A 25,659-nucleotide genomic window follows, 5' to 3' on the forward strand; every position below is an offset into this window, starting at 1 on the left:
ACTAAGCAGTTTTTATAAATAAATTCCCTGAAATTTGATGGGATATCCTCAATTCCTCTTTTTCAAGTTTAATTTTCATGGACTGGTCAAAATCTTCCTTTTCCAGCACCTTTATTTCCTTTCCCAGGGCAATCCTGTGTTTATCGAGGAACTGCAAAAATGCAGGAGAAGAATCTTTAACTCCCACACATATTCCCGCTTCGCCCTTATCAAGATCTGCCAGCAGGACTTTATTGAAGACAGTGAAATTGCCTTCGGCATCTGGTATAGGATCCCCGTGAGGATCACGTTTTGGAAATTCCAGGAACCTATCCAGTTCTTTAATTAATTTTTCGCTTTGAATATGCTCCAGCTGCTCTGCCACATCATGAACTTCATCCCAGTTGAAGCCAAGCTTTTCTACCAGAAAAACCTCCCACAGCCTGTGTTTTCTTATTACAGTAACCGCCGTGTGCTTCCCGGCCTTGCTTAATTTCACCCCCTGGTATTTCCGGTAATTAACAAGATCCTTATCAGATAGTTTTTTGATCATATCTGTTACCGAGGAAGCCTTGGTATCCATTTGTTCAGCCAGGGCATTGGTGCTTACCCCGGCAGGATACATACGTTCAAGATGAAAAATGGCTTTCAGATAGTTTTCTTCAGAAAAAGTATACATACAACATTTTTGGAATTCAAAAATACAAAATTTAAAAACATCAAATACAATTTTTAGATAAGTCTAAAAATATATTATACTTTTGTGAAAATATATGTAATGAAAACTCTCACGGTCATCTTTTTTTCTTTTTTCCTCTCTGCCACAGCACAAAACAGTGGGATAAAAGGCATAGTGACCACGGCCGGGGAACCCCTGGACCTGGTGCATATCCTCCTTGACGGCAAAAATGGTGTCATGACCCGGGAGGATGGCAGCTATTCTATAGAAAATATCAGGCCCGGAAAGTACATTCTTACTGCCAGCTCTGTGGGATACTTAAAAGAGGTTCGGGAAGTACTGGTACAGCCTGATAGCCTGCTTATAATTAATTTTGAATTGATTCCCAGCCGGGATGAGTTGGGAGAAATCCTTATCATTGATAGGCGTGCGGGATTAAATAATAAAACCCCTTATAATATTTCAAGTATCGAATTAAAGGGTTTAAAGAATACCGGCTCCCCGGGAGGGCTTATGGGAGTGCTTAGAGAAGCACCTGGAGTATACGGGGCAGAACTGGGCCAGGGGATTGTAAAACCATTTATACGCGGCCTGGGATTTACCCGTATAGTGACCATTTATCAGGGAAACAAGCTCAAGAACCATCAATGGGGGGCAGATCACGGCTTAGGGGTCAATGACCTGGGAATAGAAAATGTGGATATTATTAAGGGGCCGGCATCTGTCCTGTATGGTTCAGGGGCGCTGGGCGGGGTACTTCTTGTTAATGACACGGAATCTTACCTTCAAAGCAATTCAATTACCGGTAGTGCCGGCGCTACATTAAATACGGTCTCCAATGGGTACAGGTTCAATGCATCTGCAGGAAAAAAGTTCAGGAACGATCTATTTTTTGCTACAGATATTGCCTATGAAAATCATGCCGATTATAGGGATGGGAACAACAGCATCATTGGAAACAGCAGATTCAATGTTAAGACCCTTAGACTCCACGCGGGAATGAACCGGCAAAGATTCAAAAATAAGCTGTCATTCAGTTACAACGATCAACAACTGGGCATTATCACAGATGAGGAAATGTTGCCCGGGGAATCTCTCGCAACTCATGAGTGGGCCAGGGAAATGCAACTGCCATTTCAAAAAGTGGAAGACCTTCTGTTATCATATAATCAAAAAACATTTCACAGCAATGTTGAAACAATCCTGCATTTATCACATCATCGCAATACAAGGGAGGAGATCGAGACTTCTTTTGATGCAACAGATCTCGGGCTAAAACAGAGTCACACTTTCTACAACGCCCGCATCAAATTTCCGCAAGGCACAATCTCCCATAGCTTTGGAGTACAGGGTAGTTATCTCACCAACCATAACCTTTCAAATGCACAGGATATTCTCATTCCCGATGCCAATCTAATTGAAACCGGGCTTTACTACTTAGCGGGAATGGATCTCAATTCCTGGTTCCTGCAAGGAGCTTTAAGGTATGATTACAGAGAAGTTACTGCTATTGCGAGTTCCCCAAACCTGGTGGAAAATGAATTCATCCTTCCGGGGAATCCGGGAGACAAAGAGTTAACCAGGATCTTTAGTGGAACCACCGCTTCCCTGGGGGCCACAAAAATGCTTAATAAAAATCACATTTTTAAATTAAATATTTCAGGCGGATTCCGGGCGCCAGACCTTGCCGAACTTTTCTCAAACGGCCCACATCCCGGCACCAGTAGATTTGAAAAAGGAAATGATCAATTTGAAAGGGAGCAGAGCCTGCAGGCAGATCTTTCCTATACCCTTCAGAAAAAAAATTGAGAATGAACATTTCAGCCTATAGTAGTATCATTGATAATTACATATTTTTTGAGGCAGCAGGGCAGCAGCATGAGAGCGGGATGGAGTTATGGGAATACCGGCAAACCACAGCCCGTTTCAGCGGACTGGAATTTGAAATTAAACATTCATGGTTGAGGGACAATAATTTGGAAACGAGCCTTAATGGAACAATGGTGAGAGGAATAGATAACAATGCCGGCAGACCACTGGCTTTTATTCCTCCAGATAATTTAAACCTGTCTCTGGATTATTATACCCTTGAAGACAGGTCGCTCCACTTACATTCAAGATTAAGGATGATAAACCGGCAAAACAGGACAGGCATCAACGAAGAGGAAACCCCGGGTTACTCACTGCTTAATATAGGAATAAACAAAACCTGGTTCACAGGTCGTACCACTATAGAAGGTGGGCTTACCTTACAAAATGCATTGAACAAAAACTATGTTGATCATATGTCCATCCTTCGAGCTTTTAATGTTCCCAGCCCCGGCAGGAATCTAATGCTGAACCTTAGATATACTTTTTAGGATTATATACCCCGTTCCTTCTGGATGTGTTCATATGCCTCCTGGACCTTTCTGAACTTTTCCTCGGCTCCTTTGCGGTAAGCCTCATCCATATGCTGTAGTTTATCTGGATGATATTTCTTGGCCATGGTCCTGAATGCCTTCTTCACCTCGGCATCTGTGGCCGATTTCTCTATTTCCAGGATCTTATATGCATTATCTGCACTCTTAAAGAACATCGCCTTAATACTTTCGAAATCCCTTTTCATTAAGTTCAGGAAGCCCGATATTTCGCGTAGTTGATTCAGCTCTGCCTGGGATACCTGCCCATCTGCCTTCGCGATACTAAAGAGGAAATGGATAATTTGAAGGCGCACTTCATAACGGGTACGCTGTTGCAGATAAAGGCCAATACGTTGAGCCGATATTTCCCTGTTCTTTATAACATCATTAAAGGTGCGAAAAGTAGCATTGGCTCTTTCCTTACCATAAGCCTGTACAAAATAGGCCCTCACGTAATCCAGCTCCGTTTGAGAAACCTTACCATCGGCTTTAATCACGATGGATGCCAGCGAAAGAAGATTGAGTTCAAAATCCCCCGGGGAAACCTTTTGCCCTTCCCTGCCATAGCCTGCCTGGAAACTTGTAGAGGAACGGCTCCAGTTATCTATTACAGTCCCCAGGATAAATCCAAGGACAGCACCTGCGTACCTAAAAAACATAAAGCCAATAATGGCCAGTATCCATTTAAACATGTAATTTTTTCTTAATAAGCTGCAAAGATAACATTTTGGGAAAGTTTAAGGACAGGAAGAAGATACAATACTTCAAGGCTTGCCCGGGTTTATTTTAACCCTGCTTTAACCCTATTTTTGATATTATGGTTTTATCTTCTAATCTACGAACGAAAAATCAAATTAAAATGGACAGGACAAAAGTTATAAGATCTGGAATCTTAATGCTATTGGCATTTTTTGCAAGTTTTACTGTTTCCTCCCAGGACCTTACCCCTGGTGAACCTGGACAGGAGCTACGGGAAATAGCAAAGGAGGCAACTGCCAGATGGAACATGGAATTATCCCTTACCACAAAACAAGCACGGTTAATCGAAAAAAAGATCCTGGAGTTTGAGATGAAAAAAGAAGAAATTATGAATTCAAAAATGAATGAAGAAGCAAAAAAAGCCAGATTAACAGCACTTCAAACCCGGGAATCCAGCGAGTTTAGAAATATACTCACCAAACCCCAGTTTGAAAAATATCTCGAAGTTCAATCAAGGAAATTAAGACCTTCTGAAAAAGAAAATAAAAAGGGGTGACAAAACACATTTACCGTGATCTACCATAAGTTAATACTATGACCGGATAGAAACAGGAGATATTTAAGGTTAACTAAAATGCCTATCTTTGTAACTTATAATCATTTAATAAAAAATCCAATATATGTATCCAGCAGAATTAGTAAAACCAATGCGGGAAGATCTTACAAAAGTAGGATTTGAAGAGCTACACACGGTAGCAGATGTAGAGGAAGCCATGCAACGTAAAGGAACTACCCTGGTAGTAGTAAATTCGGTATGTGGCTGTGCTGCAGCAAATGCCCGTCCCGGCGCAAGAATATCATTACAAAATTCAAAAACCCCAGACAATTTAGTAACTGTATTTGCAGGGGTAGATAAAGAAGCCACAGATAAGGCCCGTGGTTTTATGGTGCCTTTCCCTCCTTCTTCTCCTTCAATGGCATTGTTCAAAGATGGAGAACTGGTTCATATGCTCGAGCGTCATCATATTGAAGGACGCCCTGCAGAGTTGATAGCAGAAAACCTTGTGGGTGCTTATAACGAATTTTGCTAAGCAGCAAATTTTCACAAGATGACATTTTAAAGCCGGCTCACTAAAGCCGGCTTTTGTTTACCCCAAAATGAGAGAAATTTAGTACCTTTCCTACAACCTAAACCTCTCCACATGAAAATTTTTCTTTCCTTTTCCCTTTTTGTCGGGGTCTTTGCCAGCTGCGAACAAATGGCGCAGATTAAACAGGAAGTAACCCGCGAGCAACTTGACCAGCAACTTGTAGCAATTGAAGCCCTTATCGAGGAAGGCAGTTGTACAGAGAACTCACAATGCCGGTTTATCCCATATGGCAGCAAAGCCTGCGGTGGCCCACAGGGTTATCTTATTTTCTCTTCCAATGTAGATGTGGATGAGCTTCAAACCAAAGTTGATGCCTATACAAAGGCTGAAGCAACCTATAACAAACAAGAAGGTATTATGAGCGACTGCAGCATCCCGCCGGAACCGGCAAAACTTGGTTGCGTAGATGGAAACTGCGTACAGCTGGAATAACCACTTCTTAAATTGGCATAAAAATGTATTTTTGCAGTAGTTAACCTGTGCCATGAAGAAAATCATTTCCTACCCCCTGTCGGTTATATGTTATTTCATTTTCTTTTCCAATCTTTTGATATTCCATGTGATCCAGTGGCTTGCTCTAAAACTAGGCGGTTACCAGGCACATAAAAAATCTGTAGATATATTTAACCTGTTCCTTATGAGGAGCCTTAATATAATGGGCACCAGGTTTAGTATAGATAATCCCCATGATATTCCGGTTAACAGGACCTGTATTTTTGTGGCAAACCACCAGGGGATGTATGATATCCCTCCAATCATATGGTTCCTAAGGAAGCACCATCCCAAATTTGTTAGCAAGAAAGAGCTGGGAAGAGGCATCCCGGGAATTTCCTTTAATTTAAGGCATGGAGGCAGCGCATTAATAGACAGGAAGAATCCAAGGGAAGCGATCACAGAGATCTCCAGGTTTGCAGATTATCTTAAAAAAACAAAACGCTCTGCGGTGATCTTTCCAGAAGGAACCCGCAGCAGGACAGGCCAACCCAAGAAGTTTGCGGTTACCGGCCTGCAGGTGCTCTTTAAAAAGCTTCCTGAGGCCCTTGTGGTGCCTATTACCGTGAATAATTCCTGGAAGCTGTTTAGGTACGGGAATTTTCCTCTTGGAGTTGGGGTTCATGTTAAACTTAAGGTTCACGAGCCCATATCGGTTAGTTCAGATGATCCTACCAGTTTAATCGCCCTTGTGGAGAGGACCATCATTGCCGATATTCGTTAAGATTTAATTTCTACTGAAAAATTTTCAGAAACTATGCATAAAACCAATCCCGCTTCTATTATTGAGACTACCATTGATTTCGTCAAACAAACCCTTGCAAATGCTGAAGGTGGTCACGACTGGTTCCATATAGAAAGGGTATATAAGAATGCACTGCACATCAATAAGGAAGAGAAGGCAAATCATCTTATCGTAGCCCTTGGAGCCCTGTTACATGATATTGCCGATTATAAATTCCACAACGGGGATGAAAGTGTGGGGCCGGCTGTTGCCAGGAAGTTTCTTTCTCAATTGCAGGTTGATGAAAAGGTTATCTCACATGTTGAGAAGATAATTATGAATATCTCCTTCAAGGGAGGAAATATTGAAAAGGATTTCCATTCCCTCGAACTGGATGTAGTCCAGGATGCTGACAGGCTGGATGCGCTGGGGGCAATTGGAATAGCCAGAACTTTCAATTACGGGGGCTTTAAAGGCAGGGCTTTATATGATCCTGCCATCACGCCAAAATTGCAAATGAGTAAAGAAGAATATAAGAATTCAACTGCACCTACAATCAACCATTTTTATGAAAAGTTGCTCCTCTTAAAAGACAGGATGAATACCCCTACGGGCCGCAAAATGGCTGATGAAAGACATGTATTTATGGAAAACTTCCTGTCGCAGTTCTATGCAGAGTGGAATGGTGAAAAATAAAAGATCCCGTTTCCGGGACCTTTTAAAATATTAAAACCAGGCATTCCAGGGAATTCTGGAAAGCATTACTATTAGCGCCAGCGTATAGAAAATTGCCAGCATTTTGAATTTTGGCTTTGAAGTGAGTTTTGCTTTATGTTTTGAGTACCCCATTGTTACAAGAACCACAGCAATGATCATCATTAAAGGGTGTTCCACAAGATAAAGACGCAGTACAGAGTCTCCCATAACACCGCCCATTCCTGCCTCTCCAAACATCCTGAAGTAAGGAGAAACAAAATAAAGCACAAGGCCTATAAGTAACTGGATGTGGGTAACGATAAGTGTAAAAAGGGCAATCCTGAAATTTGTTGCACCATATTCCTTACCTGAAGAAAATCCAACAAGGGCATTAACGGAAGCTACGATTAACAAAAGAAGTACCAGGTAAGCCCAGTAAGAGTGAATAAAGAGAACGGTTTCGTACATAATATTAAAGTTTTACCAAAGATAGTTTTTTCTCATAAAAAAATAGCCCCGGGAGACCGGGGCTATTCATTAATAACTTTCAATTTTATCTAGAAAGAATATCTTAGACCAACCTGCATTTGCCATCTTGAAGATTGTAAACCTGAATCATCGATGATATTTCTGGTTTCCAAAGATCTTGGGTCAAAAGTAAACTGTGGTGTAGTTCCATCTGCAGCAAATCCTTCGAATCTGGCAAGTTGAACCTGTCCAAAATTGGCGAAAGTTCTTTGTCCCCATTCTTTATTAAGGAAATTGGTGAAGTTAAAGATATCTGCAGTAAACTCAAACCTGTGATTGGTTTCTTTGATTTGTAATCTAAATTCCTGAGCAAACTTTAGATCAAGGATGTGAGTCCAGTTCGTACGATCTGCATTTCTCTCAGCAAATTGTCCTCTACGGCTGCTTAAATATTCATCACCTTCAATGTAAGCATTTAAAGCCGTCCATTGTTGAGAAGCTGTCATTGAATTGGAATCAATAAGGTTAGCTTCTGCCTGAGTTGATGGAATAAACGCGAGTGCAGAGAATGAACCTGTATCACTTAGCAATCCACTACCGTTATATACGTAGCTAAATGGCTGTCCCTGGGCTCCTTCATAAAATAAACCTATACGTGTACGTAAGTTATCATTCCATTTAAATTCAATAGTAGAATTTGAGATGATCCTGTGACCCGGTGCAAAATCTGATCTTGAAAGCATAGGCCTGTTAGAACCCATCACAGTTTCAAGGTTTCTCCATTGTGAGCTGTTTTGTGAGGACGTAGCATCAAAGAATACATTAGAGTCTCCATAAGAATAGGAAACCTGTCCAGTTACATCAATAAATGGGCTATAGAAGTTCTTTGTTATAGTACCGCTAACATTGTAAGAGTTCCCTTCCTTAACATTGTAACCCATGTAAACTGCATCATAAGTGTTATCAATATTTGCATAACCATAGTTGGGTCTTGAACCTGCGCCTGTAGTCATGAATTGTGGACCTTCAAGATTGATGTTTTCGTATGCTACAGCATTTAGATCATCATTATAGATAAAGTCTGCAGAAAGGATCCAGTCACCAGGTAATCTTTGATCTACAGCGATATTAGTTTTCCAAACTTGTGGAAGTTTAAAGTCTTTGGCAAAAAGGTTAATTTCACCACCAACCTGGCCAGACCCCTGTGGAGGATCTTGCAACTGGTTTCTTGGATCTGGACTAAACGCCGGAACTCCATCTCCTGTTCTTTGAATGAAACCTGCCGTTAAACCGTTGTTGTTATAAACACCTCCAGGCCATACTAACGGCAATCTTGAAGTAAATACTCCTGTTCCACCACGTACCTGGGTAGATCTATCACCGTTTACATCCCAGTTAAATCCTAAACGAGGTGAGAAATGAACATTGGCATCTATTCCCTCCCCTACACGGGCACCTCTAAGATCTTTCCCTGCAGCTTCAAGCATTGGGATAGTCCTGTTATTAAAATCATCATTTACAAGTCCATCATCCCAGAACGGAACATCAATTCTTGCACCTACAGTTACTTTAAAGTTATCTGTAAGGTTTATCTTATCCTGAATATATAACCCAAATTGGAAAACATCGAACTCTGCAGCTCCCTGTGAGTCATCCCCAAAACCTCCAATTAAGGAGTATCCGTGACGGTATCTGTTAGCTCTTTCTCCTGTTAGGAAATCATTCAAACTACTGTAACGGTATTCTCCGAAATTTTGTCTGAAGAAAACGTTTCTTGAAGATGAGAATTCATTATTTGTACCAATGGTGATGTTATGTCTACCGGAATAAATATTGAAATTATCTGTAATAGTTAAGGTACTTTGCTCTAATAAGTTTGCCGTAGAGAATGCTTCAGATCCAAAGTTAATTGAAGATCCTGCAGCATCAAAAATTTGTACAGCCGGGAACCATTCTCCCTGTGGATCTCTATTGTCATTTACTGTAGTCCAACCCACAACAAGGTTGTTGGACATATTGTCACCAATTTGAGAACTTAATTCAAGTGCGCTGGAATTTGTAACAGATTCAAAATTTATCGCACTGTTGAAGAAGTTGATCGCACCCTGGTTCGACCTTGGAGCGTTTAATTGTACTGCTTTAACATAGGAATGCTTAAATGACAATTTATTCTTGTCGTTGATGTTCCAGTCAATTTTTCCAATAAGCTTATCACTTACCAAAGAAGATGTGTTATTGGCATAACCTCCGGGATTGTAACCATATTCATTGGTAAGGAAGTTTGTTAGAGTAGTCATATCTGCGGCAGTGGCATCCCCGCGATAATTAGATATATCAAATGGCTGCGGAGTTTCATTATCCTGTCTTTCATAGTTTACAAAGAAGAATAATTTGTCCTTAATAATTGGACCACCTACACGAACACCTGTGGTGACTGCAGTAAAGTCTTCGAGTCTCTCACGTTCCCCATCTGCACCGGCAACTCCAACAGGGGTTTTCCCTGCCAGGCTCTGGTCACGATAAAAACCATAAACAGATCCTTCAAATTGGTTTGTACCAGATTTTGTAATTGCGTTTATACTACCTCCGGCAAAACCAGATTGTCTTACGTCAAATGGAGCTACGTTAATTTGGAAAGATTCAATCGCATCAAGGGAAATAGGGCTAACTCCTGTTTGTCCACCATTTGTTCCACTTGCTGCAAGTCCAAATACATCATTGTTTACGGCACCATCAATATAAAGTGCGTTGTATCTGTTATTTTGACCGGCAATAGAAATAACATCATCTCCAGATACCTGAGCCTGTGGTGTTAACCTGGCAAAATCTGCAATGTTCCTTGAAATAGACGGTAAAGCATTTACCTGTCTCTGGCTTACGTTAGTCTCTGCTCCTGTTTTGCTGGAGTCAAAAATCCCGCCTCTTTCAGCAGTAATTACCACTTCTGAAAGAGCATCTGCCGCTTCAGAAAGGGTAGAGTTGATCGTTCTTGAATCCCCTAATTGCAAATTAATATTTGTTGCAGTAAAGGTTTCGAAACCTACATAGGATATTGTGATCAGGTATGGTCCACCTACACGCATATTTGATATACGGTAGAAACCATCAAAATCTGTCATTGCCCCATACTGGGTACCAGAAGGTTGATGCACGGCAACTACGTTGGCACCAGGGAGTCCTTCCCCGCTAGAATCTAAAACCCGTCCATTAATTGCTGAGGTGGTAACCCCCTGTGCAAATGTTGAGGCAGCCATCATTAAAAATAAGACGACAAATAAACCTGTAAATCTTTTCATTGTACTTGTTAAGTTATGATTTATAATTCGCTGCAAAAGAAGCGATTTTCTAAAGACTATACTTTAACGTAATGTTAAGATTTTGTCTTTTAACACCTCCTGCTGCGCAAACTTAACCAAACAAGCTAATCAATTGATTGAAAGAACATTATATTAGCTAACAACTTATTAACAATAAGGTAACTATTATTTTATATAGGATTTTAACAGATTTTTAGTGCTACTATCGTGATTTGAAACGTCAGATTTGTCGATTTCGGAAAGAATTTTTGATGCAAGTTGCTTACCCAATTCCACACCCCATTGGTCATAACTAAATATATTCCAGATAACTCCCTGTACAAAGATCTTATGTTCGTACATCGAGATCAATTTCCCAAGACTTTCTGGAGTGAGTTTATCGATAAGAATAGATGTAGTTGGTTTATTACCTTCAAAGACTTTAAATGGCTCAAGTTTTTCAACTTCTTCCCTGTCCATACCTTTTGAATCCAGCTCCTGCCTAACCTCAGCCGCAGTTTTACCCATAAGCAGCGCTTCGGTTTGCGCAAAATAATTGGCCATAAGCTTATCATGATGGTCTTTATTACCGTAAAGAGATTCCTTAAAGCCAATAAAATCGGCAGGGATCAATTTTGTACCCTGGTGGATCAATTGAAAAAAGGCGTGCTGGGAATTGGTGCCCGGTTCACCCCAAATAATATTTCCGGTTTCATAGGAGACAGGTTTACCATTGCGATTTACACTTTTCCCGTTGCTTTCCATGATTGCCTGTTGCAGGTAGGAAGGTAACTTTTGTAAATACTGAGTGTACGGGATCACCGCTTCACTTTCAGCCTTAAAAAAGTTATTATACCACACACTTAACAAAGCAAGTTGCACGGGAATATTGGAACGAAGCTCCTCTTTTTTAAAGTGTTCATCCATTTTGTGAGCTCCCTGTAGCAATTGATCAAACTGGTCAAATCCCACAGCCAGGCTTATGGAAAGCCCAACGGCGCTCCAAAGGGAGAATCTCCCGCCTACCCAGTCCCACATAGGAAATATATTTTCCTGGTCTATACCAAATTCTCCTACCTTTTCCAGGTTGCTGGAAACGGCTACGAAATGTTTGGAAACCGCATCCCCGGGCGCCGTTTTTTTAAACCAGTCTCTCGCTGTATTTGCATTGCTTATGGTCTCCTGGGTAGTAAAGGTCTTGGAAACGATAACGAAAAGGGTGGTTTCAGGATTTAAATTATTCAAGGTTTCCTGTACATGGTCTCCATCAACGTTCGAGATATAATGTACATTCAAATGGTTCTTATAGAATTTAAGAGCCTCTGTCACCATTACAGGCCCAAGGTCTGATCCTCCAATGCCTATATTCACCACATCTGTAAATGCCTGCCCGGTATGTCCTTTCTTGGCACCTGTGATTATTTGTTGAGAGAAGTCACTCAACTTTTTCTTCGCGGCGTAAACCTCCGGCATTACATTCTCGTCGTCTACCTTAATTGTAGCATCTTCAGGCGATCTCAAAGCCGTATGTAAAACAGGGCGCCCTTCTGTTCTGTTGATGACATCCCCTCCAAAATAGGCATCCATCGCCACCTTAAGGCCACATTCTTCAGCTAATTCCAGAAGCGAAGTCTGCACTTCTTCTGTGATCCTGTTTTTGCTGAAGTCTACATAAAAATCTTCCCAATTTATAGTGAACCTTTCAGCTCTCGAGGGATCTTCTTTAAAAAGATCCTTCATTTGCAGATTTTTATGTTCTTCAAATTGCTGCTGAAGTTTTTTCCAGGCTTCAGTCTTTGATGGATCTATATTTTTCATGCTATATTTCTTTAAATGGGATTGCCTCAAGTTGCTCCTTCACCGGCGTGATAGAGGCAAAATAATCTTCTTTTAAATGTTCCTTTATAGGATCTGCCGCCGGTAGATTTTGCCTGAAAGGATCTACCTGCTCTCCTCTCACCCAAAACCTGTAACATACATGTGGGCCTGTAGCCAGTCCTGTACTGCCAACATATCCAATGACATCTCCCTGTCTTACCCTTTGTCCCACTTTCACGTTTCTCTTGGACATATGAAGGTATTGAGTTGTATAAGTGTCATTATGCTTTACTTTAACATAATTCCCATTACCGGCGGTATAGCCAGAGGCAATTACAGTCCCATGGGCAGTACTCCAAATTGGGGTACCGTGAGGTGCAGCATAATCTGTACCCCTATGGGCTTTCCAGGTCTTCTGTACCGGATGAAATCTTCTGCCTGAATACCTGGAAGAGATACGGCTGAAGTTAAGGGGTGCCTTTAAAAAGAAACTCTCCAGAGGGCGCGCCTCTTCGTCATAAAAATCGGCCTTCCCAGATTCCGGATCTACGGCATAGTTAAATGCATAATATGGCTTGTCCTGGTGTACGAAAACCGCCCCTTCAATTCCTTCTATCCCCGCATAAATAGTATCATTTATATATCTTTCGTTGAACACCATCTTGAACTTATCCCCCTTTTGAAGCTTCCAGAAATCTATACTCCACTGGTAGATATTACTAAGTTCATAAGACAGTAAAATGCTATAGCCCTCATTTGTAATAGCGTCTGAAAGATTGCTCACTATAACCCCGAAACTGTCTTTTTTCTAATAGAGACGGGTTTACTTGCCTTATAGGCTGCAACATTATCTCCAATATTTACCACCGTATAATCTATCCTGTCATTTTCATAGATAAAAAATTCAGGAGTGGAAACAGAGTCTTTTGCTTTAAGGATTACATATGGTTTTCCTACAACAAGTTTTGTTGGATTAAAGGTTTCGTTCACATGGTTTACTATTTCATAAACCTTTGCACTACTTACGCCGTGAGTATTGAGGATCCCTCCAAAATAATCGCCCGAGCGTATGGTGTCCCGCACCACCTCATAGTCATTCAACACCATCCCATACTCCTCGTAAATTGGGGGCTCCTCCACCACTTTTACTTCAGAAATTTCACGAGGCTCTTTTTCCTGTTTACACGCGGTTAAGGAAAGGCCCAGCAGTAGTAAGTAACTTAATTTTTTCAATGCTAATTTGTATTTTCTTTATTAAACAAGTGGGTAACCCATTCTTTGCCCCAATTATTAAATTCCTCATCTGTCCATAAATTCGGAAAAAATGTATTCTTTTGAAAGCTGGGAGGTAAAAAATCCTTCCAGTTTGTTCCCCCTGTTGCTGCAATCGTCATTTTATCCTTGTTAAGGTACCGGTGTGCTGCCCCCATATGCATCAACAGCCAGTTAACGTTCACATTCACATCAAAAGTGCGCAAGGCCTCTATTAGGTTCTTATTTTCTTTTTCCTCTTCAGGAAGCTCCAGGTATTTATGAAACAAAGTTTTTCCCTTTACCTCGTTCGCGATCCTAAGGAAACGCGGGGTATAGCGAATTTCGAACTGCCGCAGGGTAAGTGTCTTTTCCCCTGTTGCAAGGTCAATCCCGCCTTTCTTCCAATATAAATTTTCAAATAACTCCTCGACACTATTTTCTTCTGAAAAATCTTTTCTTTCAGCAAACGGAATTAAATGTTGCAGGGGAGTGGAATAGATCTCGATCATCCTGAACTGTGCACTCTGGAAACCACTTGCAGGTAGCAAAGCCATACGAAATTGAAGGAATTGCTGCCGGTCCATCCCCTTGATCATTACATCAAAGGAATTGATAAGGATCCTGAAATACCTGTTAAGCCTGTTAAGTTTTTCCACAAAAAAAGCAGCAGAAAGATCATCGGCTGCGATTATTTGCTGCTGCTCATGAATGATGAGCTTGAAGTAAAGTTCAGTTATTTGATGATAGGTGATAAAGATCTCCTCATCTGGAAAATGCGTTTTTGTATTTTGAAGACTAAGAAGTGTATCAAGGCTTATGTAATCCCAATAGGTAAGATATTTATCATATAAAAGCCCATCCAGGTACGAACCCAAATCCTGGCCGGAATTCCTGAATTTTTCTTCCAGTTTGAAGATCCTTTCGGCAATTTCGGGTTTTATTTCGTCCATTCTTTAATCCATTATTATTTGAAGGGGATGTTTTAACCCTTTAAATTCTTCCAGGCTGGCATTAAGTGATCCAACAACCAGCTTGGCACTAATTTTTACCGGCATTTTATTCTTATCGTCACTCACCCAAAAGGTAAGACTTTCCTTCTCCTCAAACACCCTTCCTGCCAAAACATAGGGGCGAAATTTTAAAGTGGCAATTTTACCAAATTTTGTGTTAATAACCTCTCTTCCCAGAAACTTTAACTTGAACTCATTGCTTTCATCTCCATAGAACATGTTGAGCTTATATTCCTTTCCCGGCACCAGGGGCTTACCATTAAGATCGTTACGCAGGTAATAGAAGGCAGAGAGCATATCCTGCACCCCATCTGGTACCTGATAGGATTCATTTGTTTGCTTCTTCCTGTCAAAAACATAGGCCTTATTAAGGTCGTGATTAAAATCTACCTGCTGGTCCCGGGTATGGCCTCCTTCATCTATTTGTCTTATAAACCTGTATGGCAGGCCGGTATTCTTATCTATATAAGTCTCATAGTTATCATTTACCCGAAAAAAGGCATGAACAGCTCCGGCAGACCAGCCCTTTCCTACTACATGATAGGTGTCCTTGCTATTAAAGCTGGCATCTGCCACTTCCATGGTGGCATATCCGGCATTTAACGGGCCGTAATGAACACGAAATTTAAACCATTCCCCAACATCATATGCAGCCTGTGAGAAAAGGCTCAGGGGGAGAAATACTAATAAGAGTATGATTACTGCAATTCTATTTTTCTTCATTTTTCAAAATTTATAGATACCGGAGGACAAAAAAATTTATCTATTTTCAAGAATTACAATTACTATTCCAAATGTATCAAAACAAAAAACCCCATCAAATTAATGACGGGGTTTTTATCTTATTAACCAACTAAAACTTAAATTATGAAAAAAAAATTTAATACACTTTGGTAACCACTCCGAAATGCGGTGCAAAAGTCCCCTATTTGAGTCTTTTATGCAACACAAAAATTTACTTTAACCATAAATTTATCCTTGTGGCAATTTTTTAAATAATTCAGTTATCGAATTGGCAATATTTTATCAATTATTGTAAAGTTCCCCTTGATTCCTGCTCCCTCTCAATAGCTTCAAAAAGGGCTTTAAAGTTACCTTTTCCAAAAGATTGAGCTCCTTTGCGCTGTATGATCTCAAAAAACATCGTAGGACGGTCCAAAACAGGCTTTGTAAAGATCTGTAATAAATAACCTTCATCATCACGGTCAATTAGAACTCCCAGTTCTTTCAAAGGCTCAAGGTCTTCGTCTATCTCCCCCACCCTGTCCAGGACAGTGTCATAATAAACTTCTGGCACATATAGGAATTCTACGCCCCTGTCCCTAAGTTTGGTCACGGTATCAATTATATTATCTGTAGCCACGGCAATATGTTGCACCCCTGCGCCATTATAAAAATCTATATATTCCTCTATCTGGGATTTCTTCTTTCCCTCAGCAGGTTCGTTAATAGGGAATTTGATCCTTCCATTACCATTACTCATCACCTTGCTCATTAAGGCAGTATATTCTGTTGAGATGTCCTTATCATCAAAGGAAACCAACTGTGCAAATCCCATCACTTTGGCATAGAATTCACACCATTTGTTCATTTCATTCCATCCAACGTTCCCTACCATATGGTCAATAAATTTCAAACCTGTTGGCTCCACCTGGAATCTTGGCTCATATTTCTTGTACCCCGGCAAAAAGGGGCCGTTATATGCACTTCTTTCTACAAATAAATGCACTGTTTCTCCATAGGTATGAATTCCTGAGATCACAACTTTCCCGTGCTCATCCTCCATTACATAAGGCTCTACATAGGACTCTGCCCCACGATTGGTGGTCTCATCATAGCTTTTGCGGGCATCATCCACCCAAAGGGCTACTACTTTCACTCCATCGCCGTGTTTATTTACATGCTCGTTGATCTCGCCCCCGGGTTGCAGCGGGGAGGTAAGCACCAGGCGAATTTTATCCTGCTGCAATACATACGACACACTGTCCTTCCTACCGGTCTCAAGACCGGCATAAGCAACAGGCTGGAAGCCCCAGGCCTGTTGATAATAGTAGGCGGCCTGCTTGGCATTACCTACATAAAGTTCAACAAAGTCTGTACCCAGCAAAGGCAAAAAATCCTCTGCCTGTTCTACAGTTTTTTTAAGGTTTAATGATGTGCTATCTGTACTCATTGTTTGTTTTTTAATTGTTCCTAAGGCCCCACTTTATAGTTGTCGCCGGGCCTGATAATAATTTATATTTTAATCATGTTCCAGCCAGGACTGGTGGTAGGATTCATCAGCAATTGTCATCGCATCCTTTGTCACCATTAAAGGTTTAAAGGTATCAACCATTACAGCCAGTTCTTCAGTCTCCACCTGCCCAATACTTCTTTCTACTGCTCCCGGGTGCGGCCCGTGCGGGATACCGGCGGGATGCAGGGAAATATGTCCTGCTTCAATGTCATTCCTGCTCATAAAATCCCCATCTACATAATACAATACCTCATCGCTGTCTATGTTACTATGGGCATAGGGTGCAGGGATACTTTCAGGATGGTAATCATATTTTCTTGGACAAAAACTGCAAACCACGAAGGCATCTGTTTCAAAGGTTTGATGAACCGGCGGCGGCTGGTGGATCCTCCCGGTAATAGGTTCAAAGTCGTGAATAGAGAATGCATAAGGATAATTATAGCCATCATAGCCTACAACGTCAAAAGGATGGGTAGCATAGACCATATCAAATATCTCTCCCTGTTTCTTTACTTTAATAAGGAAATCTCCCTTTTCATCATTTGTTTCAAGCTCGTAAGGCTGTCGTAAATCCCGTTCACAAAATGGGGAATGTTCCAGCAGCTGGCCAAACCAGTTACGGTAACGTTTTGGGGTGTAAATTGGCCTCCTGGATTCCACAATAAAAAGCCGGTTTACATCGTCATCAAAATCGAGTTTATAGATAGTACCCCTGGGGATCAACAGGTAGTCGCCGTATTTAAAGTCCAGGTTACCCAAGTGTGTACGCAATTTCCCGCTGCCCTTATGTATGAAGAGCAACTCATCTGCATCTGTATTCTTATAAAAATAATCCCTGGTGGATTCCTGTGGTGCAGCAAGGATGATGTCCACATCACTATTGGTAAGCACCACCTTGCGGCTCTCAAGATAATCTGGCTGCGGGGGCATCTGGAAACCTCTAAAGCGATAGGATTTAATATTATTCTCGGTGGCTACTTTTGGTTTGACACTATAGCTCCCTTTTATTTCCTTCACCTGTGTGGGCCGGTGCTCGTGATACATATTGGAAGACATTCCGTCAAATCCAATGGTGCCGAATAATTGTTCATAATAAAGGCTACCGTCTGGCTTCTTAAAAACGGTATGCCTCTTATGCGGTATCTTTCCTAATTTGTGATAAAAAGGCATAAGGATTTTATTTTAAGGTTCTAAAGCCGGTGTGATATAACGTTTTCGTATATTATAGTGGCTTTAAATCGAATTCTCACAAATATCGATATTTTTTATGAAAATCGTTCTTAAGGAAGGATTAAAAGAAGTTTCTATGGATTTGAAAATGGGGCAATTTGAAATTTGAAAATTTTAGGATTTGAGGATTTGAAGATTTGAGGATTTGGGATTTGGTATTTGGAATCCTTGTTGTTCGATTAAACTGGTGAAATTTTCTTTAAGCCTTCCTATATGCGGGCAGAGAATATATCAAACCCGCCCTGGGGGTGGTTCTGGGTTTAAAATTTTTTTTGAATTTTTCAATTATTCCGCAGAAGGTTAATGGTCTATTTCCAGGCCCTATAATCTAAAGTCCAGGTTCTGGATTTTAGTAGCGGAAGCGGTCCAGACTCTCTTACCGGACAACTATGAATTTGGGATTTGAAGATTCATTTTCAAATTATTTCATTTTCAAATCTTCAAATTATTCTAAAACCAGAATCCAAGGCTGAAGAACCATTGGGAAGACCGCACCTCGGGCGACCAGGAATATTTGACCTCGATTGGCCCAAAAAGTGACTCCAGGCCATAACCTATGGCATATCCACTATAGTCTGGCAGGCTAAGCCAGGTTCCACTGGAAAAGATGTCATCTTCAACATTGGCGAAATTGGCACTGGCAATAATATGGTTCCTTCTCAGGAATTCATAATCGAGTTCTACCAGTCCCTTGATGTAGCTGTCTCCAGAGAGGCTTATGAAATCATACCCATAAAATGGGATCACATTATTAAGGATATCGTTGCCGTAGCCACCCAGGAAAAAATTGAGGGCGTTTCTTGGATAATTCCCAATCCTGAAACCGGCTTCAGAAGATATCCTGGCAGTAAGCCTGTTTATGGGAGTAAAGGCATATCCCAAATGACCCCGGGTTATAGAAAATTCAGCAAAATCTTCTTCCGGGGAGGAGGATAACAAGTAAATATGGGAGTTGCCTTCAAAATTAATACCTCTGGAAGGAAAATATTTATCATCATAGCTATCAAGCAGCAGGTAACCAAAAGCGCTGAAATAATTGGTACGGTCAAAATCTGTCACCGCACTGGAAGCAGCCCTCAACGGACTTATTGTTTCAGAAGAGACCCTCAGGAACCTATGTTCAATACCCACTCCAAAGGAAAATATCTGCTGGAACAAAGTCTCTATATAAACCTGGTTGGTTACCTCCCTGTAATCTATTTCGACCCGGTTAATTCCCCCAATCGCATCAACCGGGGGTTCATTAAAAACAAGGTCATAAGCCACCCCTTTGTGAAAACTGTTATAGCGGGACCTGGCCCCTACGCTCCAGTAGTAACCTTTATCCAGGTAGTAATGAAAATTATACCTGAAGTTGTCGCCCAGGACTACATCGAGGGAAGCCACGTCATTGGTAAAAAAATTACTTTTTCTTGTAAGATTCACCAGGGCGCCGCTCTTAAACAGGTTGTCATAATGTAATGAAAGGCGTAGGAAGGTCTTGCTCCTGCTCTCCTCCAGCTGCAACGCGAGGGTGTAGGCGTCCTGCACGGGAATAAGGTTATAGTTGATACGGTTAAAATTCCCGGTAGCAGCGAGATTATTGATCCCCCGGCTAAGGTCCTCCATAGTGTACTGGGCATTATACCTGAGTCGCATTTTTCCCAGGATATAAGCACGGGGGTAGCTGTTATTGCCCTCAATGGTAAGGGAGGCGATGTTAATACTGTCCACCACATTCTTCTTTCCCTTAGGCTTGTAAGCCAGGCCCTGCCTGGCGGCAAGCTCCTCCAGGTCATTAAGCCTGGCGCGGGTTGCTTCCTCTCCAGATTTAATGATAGATTCCCCTTTCTCAAAAGACAGTACACTGTAATTACTTATATCGGGTTTTATATAGATATCTGTAAGCTCCACCTTTTCCCGCATGTCATGGATAGTCCTGAAATTGCTTATTTGGGTAAGGATGTCAAAGGCACTCCTTAATTGTTCCCTGTTCATCAAGGTATCCTGCACATCTATTCCTATCACGATCTCTGCCCCCGCCTGCGCAATTCTTCAACAGGATAATTATTGACCACCCCACCATCTGTAAGCAATTTTCCATCATGCCTAACTGGATTGAATAGAGTGGGAATTGCTCCACTGGCAGATACTGCTTTTGGCAAAGAGCCGCTGTCCAGGATCACCTCTTCCCCGGATTCTATATTGGCAGCAATGCAAAAGAAGGGAATGGGCAATTCTGAAAAATCCCTAACATCCCCTAAATGGACGGTAAGCCTGGAAATAAGATTATAGATATTTTGGCCACGGGAAAGGCCAGAGGGAAATTTTACCTGGAAATCATCAAAGGGAAGGGTGATCGCATATTTTTCTGTTTCTTCCTTCTCATAAAATGTCTTGGCGCTGCGCGGGATATCATCCTGGATGAGAATATTGAAATTGATCTCGTGAAAAATGGAATCCAGCTGTGAAGCGCTGTATCCCGAGGCGTAGAGGGCCCCGACTATGGCTCCCATACTGGTGCCTCCAATGTAATCTATTTTTATACCCGCCTCCTCAATTACTTTTAATGCTCCAATATGCGCAAGACCCTTGGCTCCTCCTCCACTTAGTACCAGGCCAATCTTTGGCCTCTCCTGCTCCTGTGCGTGCAGGAACAGGGGAAAAAGCAAAAACAATAAAAGCAGGCGCTTTCTCATTTATCGGGATTATAATTTTTATATACAATGGATGCTTTTGCTGCTCCTATTACCTGAGCTAACTCCTCCAGGCTGGCCTCCCGCACTCTTTTTAAGGAGCGAAAATTCTTTAAGAGTTCCACTACCGTTTTATCCCCAATTCCCGGGATAGCTTCCAGCTCTGTATTAAGGGCGGTTTTACTTCGCTTATTCCTGTGAAAGGTAATACCAAATCTATGCGCCTCGTTCCTTAACTGCTGAATTATTTTCAAAGTTTCAGATTTCTTGTCAAGGTACAGCGGGATGGAATCCCCGGGATAATAGAGCTCCTCAAGCCGCTTGGCTATCCCAATGATGGCAATCTTGCCCCGCAGCCCCAGATCCTCTAAAGCTTTCACTCCTGAAGATAACTGGCCTTTACCCCCGTCTACTATGATCAACTGCGGTAATGGTTCTTCCTCGTTAAGCAACCTCCTGTACCTTCGAAAGACCACTTCCTCCATTGAGGCGAAATCATCTGGTCCCTCCACGGTTTTTATATTGAATTTCCTGTAATCTTTTTTACTGGGTTTTCCATTTTTAAAGACCACACAGGCTGCCACAGGATTTGTCCCCTGTATGTTGGAGTTATCAAAACATTCTATATGACGCGGTTCTTCATTTAGCCGAAGGTCCTCTTTCATCTGTGCCATGATCCTGTTTACGTGCCTGTCCGGGTCCACGATCTTCATTTGCTTGAACTGTTCCTGGCGGAAGTATCTTGCATTGCGATAAGAGAGCTCCACGATCTTTTTCTTGTCTCCAAGTTTTGGAACCGTAATTTGCACCTCTTCTCCCACCTCCACTTTAAAAGGCACATAGATCTCCCTGGACCTGGAATGGAAGCGCTGTCTTATTTCAACGATCCCAAGTTCCAGCAGCTCCTTATCGCTCTCATCAAGTTTCTTTTTCATCTCAATTGTATGGGAACGAATTATGGCCCCATGTGAGATTTGAAGAAAGTTCACATAGCCATAGCCCTCGTCGCTAACTATTGAGAAAACATCCACATTATTGATACGCGGATTCACTACTGTAGACCTGGATTGGTAATTCTCGAGGATGTCTATTTTGTTCTTTATACGCTGCGCATCTTCAAATTCCATGCGCTCTGCGTGTTCTTTCATTTGCTGGCGGAATTGCTGCAGGGAATCCTTGAAGTTTCCCTTTACGATCTCCCGTATAGCTGAAATATTCCGGTTATACTCCTCTTCACTTTGTCTGTCCTCGCAGGGGCCTTTGCAGTTTCCAAGGTGATATTCAAGGCAAACTTTATATTTCCCGTTTTGTATTTTTTCTTCAGCCAGGTCATAATTACAGGTGCGCAGCTGGTACAGGCCTTTTATAAGGTCCAGCAGGGTATTTACGGTTTTAAAATTGGTGAAAGGGCCGTAGTATTCGCTCCCATCCTTAACCAGGCGCCGGGTGGGAAAGACCCGCGGGAAGCGTTCGTTCTTTATGCATATCCAGGGGTAGGTTTTGTCATCTTTAAGCATGACATTGAACCTTGGCTGGTGTTTTTTAATGAGATTGTTCTCCAGCAGCAGCGCATCTGTCTCAGAGTCTACAACAATATGTTTTATATCCCTTATCTTCTTTACCATTACACCAATTCGATGGCTGTCGTGGCGCTTAGTAAAATAGGAAGTAACCCTCTTTTTCAGGTTTTTTGCTTTCCCTACATAGAGGATCTTTCCGTTCTTATCAAAATATTGATAGACCCCGGGGCTGGCCGGCAGGGTTTGTAACTGGACGTTTAATGCAGGTGTCTCCATTACTTCAAAGGTATTACATTATCACGGGAGGGCTAAATATCAGAACGGACATGAAATGTTAAAATTTTCCTGCAGTAATACTTAACCTTCAGCATAAATGAAGATTAAAACTGCAAAAACCTACATTTTAAGGATGTTATAAGAAATCACCACTAATCATTTTATTACCTTGCAGGAATGGAAAAACAAGTAATAGGCAGGGTAGATAAAGCAGACTTCCCGTTGTTGAAGCTGGAAGATATTGCAATAAAGATAGATACCGGTGCATATACCTCTTCCATTCATTGTGATAATATAGTGGAAAGGGAAGATGCGCTGCACTGCACTTTTCTGGATGAAGAACACCCGCTTTACAATGGTAAAGAGTTTATTTTTAAGAACTACGATATCGTATTTGTACGCAGTAGTAACGGTATAATCCAGAAGAGATTCCAGGTACAATCCACAATAAAAATTTTTGACAAGGTTTTTAAAATTTCCCTTTCTTTGTCGGCCCGGCAGGAGATGCGGTATCCTGTATTGATTGGAAGAAAATTTCTCACTAAAAAATTTATCGTAGATACTGAACTCACCGATGTTTCTTATAATTTAAAATCTAATGAACATAAAAATTCTATCCAGGAATAGCCATTTGTATTCCACCCAGCGCCTTATAGAGGCCGCTAAAAAAAGGAACCATAACGTAGAGGTAATAGATCCTCTTAAGTGTGACCTTATAATAGAAAAGCGGAAACCCTCTATTTTTTACAAGGGCAAGATGATCGTAGATACAGATGCTGTAATTCCCAGGATAGGAGCTTCAGTGACTTTTTACGGAACAGCCGTTGTAAGACAATTTGAGATGATGGGGGTATTCACTACTACAGAGTCACAGTCACTGGTGAGAAGCCGGGATAAACTAAGAAGTCTACAAGTGCTATCGCGTGCTCGCCTGGGTTTACCTAAAACTGTGTTCACGAACTATTCTAAAGATGTTGGGGAGGTTATTGACCACGTAGGAGGAGCTCCTCTTATTATAAAACTTCTGGAGGGTACCCAGGGTCTTGGAGTGGTTTTGGCCGAAACCAAGAACGCAGCAGAGAGTGTTATCGAAGCCTTTAATGGATTACAGGCAAGGGTAATCGTGCAGGAATTCATCAAGGAAGCCGGCGGGGCAGATATTCGTGCGCTTATAGTAGATGGCCACGTTGTAGGGGCTATGAAGAGACAGGGAAAGGAAGGGGAATTTCGTTCAAACCTTCACCGCGGGGGAACCGCAAGTGTAATTGAACTTACAGATGATGAAGAGAATGCGGCAATAAAAGCTGCCAAGGCGATGGGCCTTGGTGTGGCAGGAGTAGATATGCTGCAAAGTTCCCGTGGTCCTTTGATCCTGGAAGTTAACTCCTCTCCCGGCCTGGAAGGGATTGAAGCTGCCACCGGAAAGGATATTGCAAAAACCATTATAAGATATATAGAAAGAAACGTATAGCCTATGGCTCATATAGACAAGAACAATGTTCTTGAGATCCTTGGAAAGAAAGTGCACCCGGGAACAGGTGCAGTGATCAACCTTAACATGGCCAAACTCTACACCACAACTTCTGTAGAGGTCCCGGTCATTATTGAACGTTCAAAAAAACCCGGCCCTGTGGTTCTTCTTACTGCCGGTATTCATGGTGATGAGATCAACGGGGTGGAGATCGTACGGCAGGTCATTTCTAAAAACATCAATAAGCCGGTAAAGGGAACTATCATTTGCATCCCGGTAGTAAACGTATTTGGATTCCTGAATATGAAAAGGGAATTCCCAGATGGCAGGGACCTTAACCGGGTCTTCCCCGGCACAAAGAATGGCTCCCTGGCAAGCAGGTTTGCATTTCAGTTTGTCAATAAGATCCTGCCTGTGGCAGATTTCTGTCTTGATTTCCACACAGGAGGGGCAAGTAGATTTAATGCAGCCCAGGTAAGGGTTTTAAAAGGAGATGAGAAAAGTATAAAATTTGCAAATATCTTCAACGCTCCTTTTACCATGCATTCTAAGACCATTGGAAAATCCTACAGGGAAACCTGCTATAGACAGGGGAAAATGGTGCTGCTTTATGAAGGAGGGAAATCTATGGACAGCAACAAGGAAATAGCCCGGCATGGCGTGGAAGGAACAATGCGTATCCTGCACCACCTGGGGATGTTGAAGCCAAGGTTTGAAAGTCCCGATCCTCCGGTAAAGACCATAGTCATTGAGAACAGTTCGTGGATGCGCGCAAAATACAGTGGCCTGCTTCACGTAAAAATTGAATGCGGGAAGCACGTGGAAAAAGGAGAATACATCGCCACTATTACAGATCCTTATGGAAAATTTCGCCACAAGGTGATAGCACCGCATACCGGCTATATCATCAATGTGAATGAATCTCCCATTGTTTACCAGGGAGATGCAATCTTTCATATTTCAGCACCGCCCAGGCAAGCAGAGGATAAAGATGAAGAGTAAGCTGAGAAAAAAATATATAGCTTTAAGGGAAGAACTTTCGGGAGAAAAGCTGGAAGAACAGAGTCTTGAGATTGCCAATAAACTGCTCAAACTGCCCATTTGGGAATATGAGTTCTACCATCTTTTTCTAAGTATTTCTGAAAAGAAAGAAATAGACACAGAGCCAATTCTCCATATTTTGCAGGGAATGGACAAGAATATAGTGCTTTCGAAAAGTGACTTTGAAACCAATCAATTACATAATTACCTGCTTACAGATACCACTACCATCAAAAAGAACCGCTGGGGAATTCCGGAACCACAAGGTGGAATTGAGGTGCCTGCACATCAAATAGACGTGGTTTTTGTGCCGCTGCTTACATTTGACCGCCAGGGTCACCGGGTAGGTTATGGCAAGGGATTCTATGATATCTTCCTATCGGGATGCAGTAAAGATGTGATCAAGGTAGGGCTTTCTCTTTTTGAAGCCGAAGATAATATCCCCGGAATTCTTGAAAGTGATGTACCTCTGGATTATTGCGTAACCCCGTCAACCATCTATAATTTTAAAAAATAAGCCTGTATTCTTGCTTTATTTTTAA

Annotated in this window: 25 protein-coding genes; 11 read left to right on the plus strand and 14 right to left on the minus strand. The window is 41.7% G+C overall.

The annotated features are described in order from the left end of the window. Nucleotide 1: 1 nt before the first annotated feature. The gene (locus FHG64_RS08770; protein ID WP_139066041.1) at nucleotides 2-658 is read right to left on the minus strand and encodes a metal-dependent transcriptional regulator; all 657 of its coding nucleotides are present in this window, start codon (nucleotides 656-658) and stop codon (nucleotides 2-4) included. Between the two features lie 99 nt (nucleotides 659-757). Here FHG64_RS08770 and FHG64_RS08775 point away from each other — a divergent pair, with 99 nt between their 5' ends. Continuing rightward, a complete protein-coding gene (locus FHG64_RS08775; RefSeq protein ID WP_139066042.1) occupies nucleotides 758-2,467 on the plus strand; it encodes a TonB-dependent receptor in 1,710 nt (569 codons plus the stop codon). A gap of 2 nt (nucleotides 2,468-2,469) precedes the next feature. Next, nucleotides 2,470-3,018: a TonB-dependent receptor domain-containing protein gene (locus FHG64_RS19790; RefSeq protein ID WP_139066043.1), complete on the plus strand. Its 549-nt coding sequence runs from the start codon at nucleotides 2,470-2,472 to the stop codon at nucleotides 3,016-3,018. Nucleotides 3,019-3,020: 2 nt separating this feature from the next. Here FHG64_RS19790 and FHG64_RS08785 read toward each other — a convergent pair whose 3' ends face one another. Continuing rightward, nucleotides 3,021-3,752, minus strand: coding sequence for a TerB family tellurite resistance protein (locus FHG64_RS08785; protein WP_139066044.1), 732 nt, complete (start codon nucleotides 3,750-3,752; stop codon nucleotides 3,021-3,023). Nucleotides 3,753-3,919: 167 nt separating this feature from the next. Here FHG64_RS08785 and FHG64_RS08790 point away from each other — a divergent pair, with 167 nt between their 5' ends. The 5 genes from FHG64_RS08790 (at nucleotide 3,920) to FHG64_RS08810 (ending at nucleotide 6,822) form a co-directional block, all read left to right on the plus strand. Further along, complete coding sequence (locus FHG64_RS08790) at nucleotides 3,920-4,315, plus strand: hypothetical protein (protein ID WP_139066045.1); 396 nt, start codon at nucleotides 3,920-3,922, stop codon at nucleotides 4,313-4,315. 124 nt (nucleotides 4,316-4,439) lie between these two features. Beyond that, nucleotides 4,440-4,850 carry a BrxA/BrxB family bacilliredoxin gene (locus FHG64_RS08795; RefSeq protein WP_139066046.1) on the plus strand — a complete coding sequence of 137 codons (411 nt, stop codon included), beginning with the start codon at nucleotides 4,440-4,442 and terminating at the stop codon, nucleotides 4,848-4,850. Nucleotides 4,851-4,961: 111 nt separating this feature from the next. Continuing rightward, nucleotides 4,962-5,342, plus strand: coding sequence for a hypothetical protein (locus tag FHG64_RS08800; RefSeq protein ID WP_139066047.1), 381 nt, complete (start codon nucleotides 4,962-4,964; stop codon nucleotides 5,340-5,342). Between the two features lie 52 nt (nucleotides 5,343-5,394). Further along, complete coding sequence (locus FHG64_RS08805; protein ID WP_139066048.1) at nucleotides 5,395-6,126, plus strand: lysophospholipid acyltransferase family protein; 732 nt, start codon at nucleotides 5,395-5,397, stop codon at nucleotides 6,124-6,126. 33 nt (nucleotides 6,127-6,159) lie between these two features. After that, nucleotides 6,160-6,822 carry an HD domain-containing protein gene (locus FHG64_RS08810; protein WP_139066049.1) on the plus strand — a complete coding sequence of 221 codons (663 nt, stop codon included), beginning with the start codon at nucleotides 6,160-6,162 and terminating at the stop codon, nucleotides 6,820-6,822. 30 nt (nucleotides 6,823-6,852) lie between these two features. Here the strand turns inward: FHG64_RS08810 and FHG64_RS08815 are convergent, their stop codons facing one another. From FHG64_RS08815 to uvrC, 12 genes are all read right to left on the minus strand, one after another. Next, a complete protein-coding gene (locus FHG64_RS08815; RefSeq protein WP_139066050.1) occupies nucleotides 6,853-7,290 on the minus strand; it encodes a hypothetical protein in 438 nt (145 codons plus the stop codon). An 89-nt stretch (nucleotides 7,291-7,379) separates the two neighbouring features. After that, nucleotides 7,380-10,586, minus strand: a complete 3,207-nt coding sequence (locus FHG64_RS08820; RefSeq protein WP_139066051.1) for a TonB-dependent receptor — start codon at nucleotides 10,584-10,586, stop codon at nucleotides 7,380-7,382. A gap of 186 nt (nucleotides 10,587-10,772) precedes the next feature. Further along, nucleotides 10,773-12,404: a glucose-6-phosphate isomerase gene (gene pgi, locus FHG64_RS08825; protein ID WP_139066052.1), complete on the minus strand. Its 1,632-nt coding sequence runs from the start codon at nucleotides 12,402-12,404 to the stop codon at nucleotides 10,773-10,775. A 1-nt stretch (nucleotide 12,405) separates the two neighbouring features. Beyond that, entirely contained in the window at nucleotides 12,406-13,188 is a 783-nt protein-coding gene (locus tag FHG64_RS19890) for a peptidoglycan DD-metalloendopeptidase family protein (RefSeq protein WP_317133597.1), read from the minus strand. Continuing rightward, the gene (locus FHG64_RS19895; protein WP_317133598.1) at nucleotides 13,188-13,637 is read right to left on the minus strand and encodes a hypothetical protein; all 450 of its coding nucleotides are present in this window, start codon (nucleotides 13,635-13,637) and stop codon (nucleotides 13,188-13,190) included. The genes FHG64_RS19890 and FHG64_RS19895 overlap by 1 nt, the downstream gene beginning before the upstream one ends. Before the next feature lie 2 nt (nucleotides 13,638-13,639). Further along, nucleotides 13,640-14,608: a tryptophan 2,3-dioxygenase family protein gene (locus FHG64_RS08835; protein WP_139066053.1), complete on the minus strand. Its 969-nt coding sequence runs from the start codon at nucleotides 14,606-14,608 to the stop codon at nucleotides 13,640-13,642. Nucleotides 14,609-14,611: 3 nt separating this feature from the next. Continuing rightward, entirely contained in the window at nucleotides 14,612-15,391 is a 780-nt protein-coding gene (locus FHG64_RS08840; RefSeq protein WP_139066054.1) for a DUF3108 domain-containing protein, read from the minus strand. Nucleotides 15,392-15,698: 307 nt separating this feature from the next. Then, nucleotides 15,699-16,841: a 4-hydroxyphenylpyruvate dioxygenase gene (hppD, locus tag FHG64_RS08845; protein WP_139066055.1), complete on the minus strand. Its 1,143-nt coding sequence runs from the start codon at nucleotides 16,839-16,841 to the stop codon at nucleotides 15,699-15,701. A 69-nt stretch (nucleotides 16,842-16,910) separates the two neighbouring features. Next, entirely contained in the window at nucleotides 16,911-18,074 is a 1,164-nt protein-coding gene (locus tag FHG64_RS08850; RefSeq protein ID WP_139066056.1) for a homogentisate 1,2-dioxygenase, read from the minus strand. Between the two features lie 510 nt (nucleotides 18,075-18,584). Continuing rightward, nucleotides 18,585-20,141 (minus strand): POTRA domain-containing protein, encoded by a 1,557-nt coding sequence (locus tag FHG64_RS08855; RefSeq protein WP_317133599.1) that lies wholly within the window; start codon nucleotides 20,139-20,141, stop codon nucleotides 18,585-18,587. Then, a complete protein-coding gene (locus tag FHG64_RS19900; protein WP_317133600.1) occupies nucleotides 20,138-20,812 on the minus strand; it encodes a patatin-like phospholipase family protein in 675 nt (224 codons plus the stop codon). Before FHG64_RS19900 ends, FHG64_RS08855 begins: the two co-directional genes overlap by 4 nt. Further along, complete coding sequence (uvrC, locus tag FHG64_RS08860) at nucleotides 20,809-22,605, minus strand: excinuclease ABC subunit UvrC (RefSeq protein ID WP_139066057.1); 1,797 nt, start codon at nucleotides 22,603-22,605, stop codon at nucleotides 20,809-20,811. Before uvrC ends, FHG64_RS19900 begins: the two co-directional genes overlap by 4 nt. Before the next feature lie 177 nt (nucleotides 22,606-22,782). Here uvrC and FHG64_RS08865 point away from each other — a divergent pair, with 177 nt between their 5' ends. From FHG64_RS08865 to FHG64_RS08880, 4 genes are read left to right on the plus strand one after another with little or no spacing between them, the layout of a single operon-like run. Beyond that, on the plus strand, nucleotides 22,783-23,232 hold the full coding sequence (locus tag FHG64_RS08865; protein WP_139066058.1) for an ATP-dependent zinc protease family protein: 450 nt from the start codon (nucleotides 22,783-22,785) through the stop codon (nucleotides 23,230-23,232). Beyond that, complete coding sequence (gene rimK, locus FHG64_RS08870) at nucleotides 23,204-24,076, plus strand: 30S ribosomal protein S6--L-glutamate ligase (RefSeq protein ID WP_139066059.1); 873 nt, start codon at nucleotides 23,204-23,206, stop codon at nucleotides 24,074-24,076. Before FHG64_RS08865 ends, rimK begins: the two co-directional genes overlap by 29 nt. A gap of 3 nt (nucleotides 24,077-24,079) precedes the next feature. Next, nucleotides 24,080-25,078, plus strand: coding sequence for a succinylglutamate desuccinylase/aspartoacylase family protein (locus FHG64_RS08875; RefSeq protein ID WP_139066060.1), 999 nt, complete (start codon nucleotides 24,080-24,082; stop codon nucleotides 25,076-25,078). Next, nucleotides 25,068-25,634: a 5-formyltetrahydrofolate cyclo-ligase gene (locus FHG64_RS08880; RefSeq protein ID WP_139066061.1), complete on the plus strand. Its 567-nt coding sequence runs from the start codon at nucleotides 25,068-25,070 to the stop codon at nucleotides 25,632-25,634. Before FHG64_RS08875 ends, FHG64_RS08880 begins: the two co-directional genes overlap by 11 nt. The last annotated feature ends 25 nt before the right edge of the window (nucleotides 25,635-25,659 follow it).

Origin of the sequence: Antarcticibacterium flavum, assembly GCF_006159205.1 — a bacterium.
Taxonomy (GTDB): domain Bacteria; phylum Bacteroidota; class Bacteroidia; order Flavobacteriales; family Flavobacteriaceae; genus Gillisia; species Gillisia flava.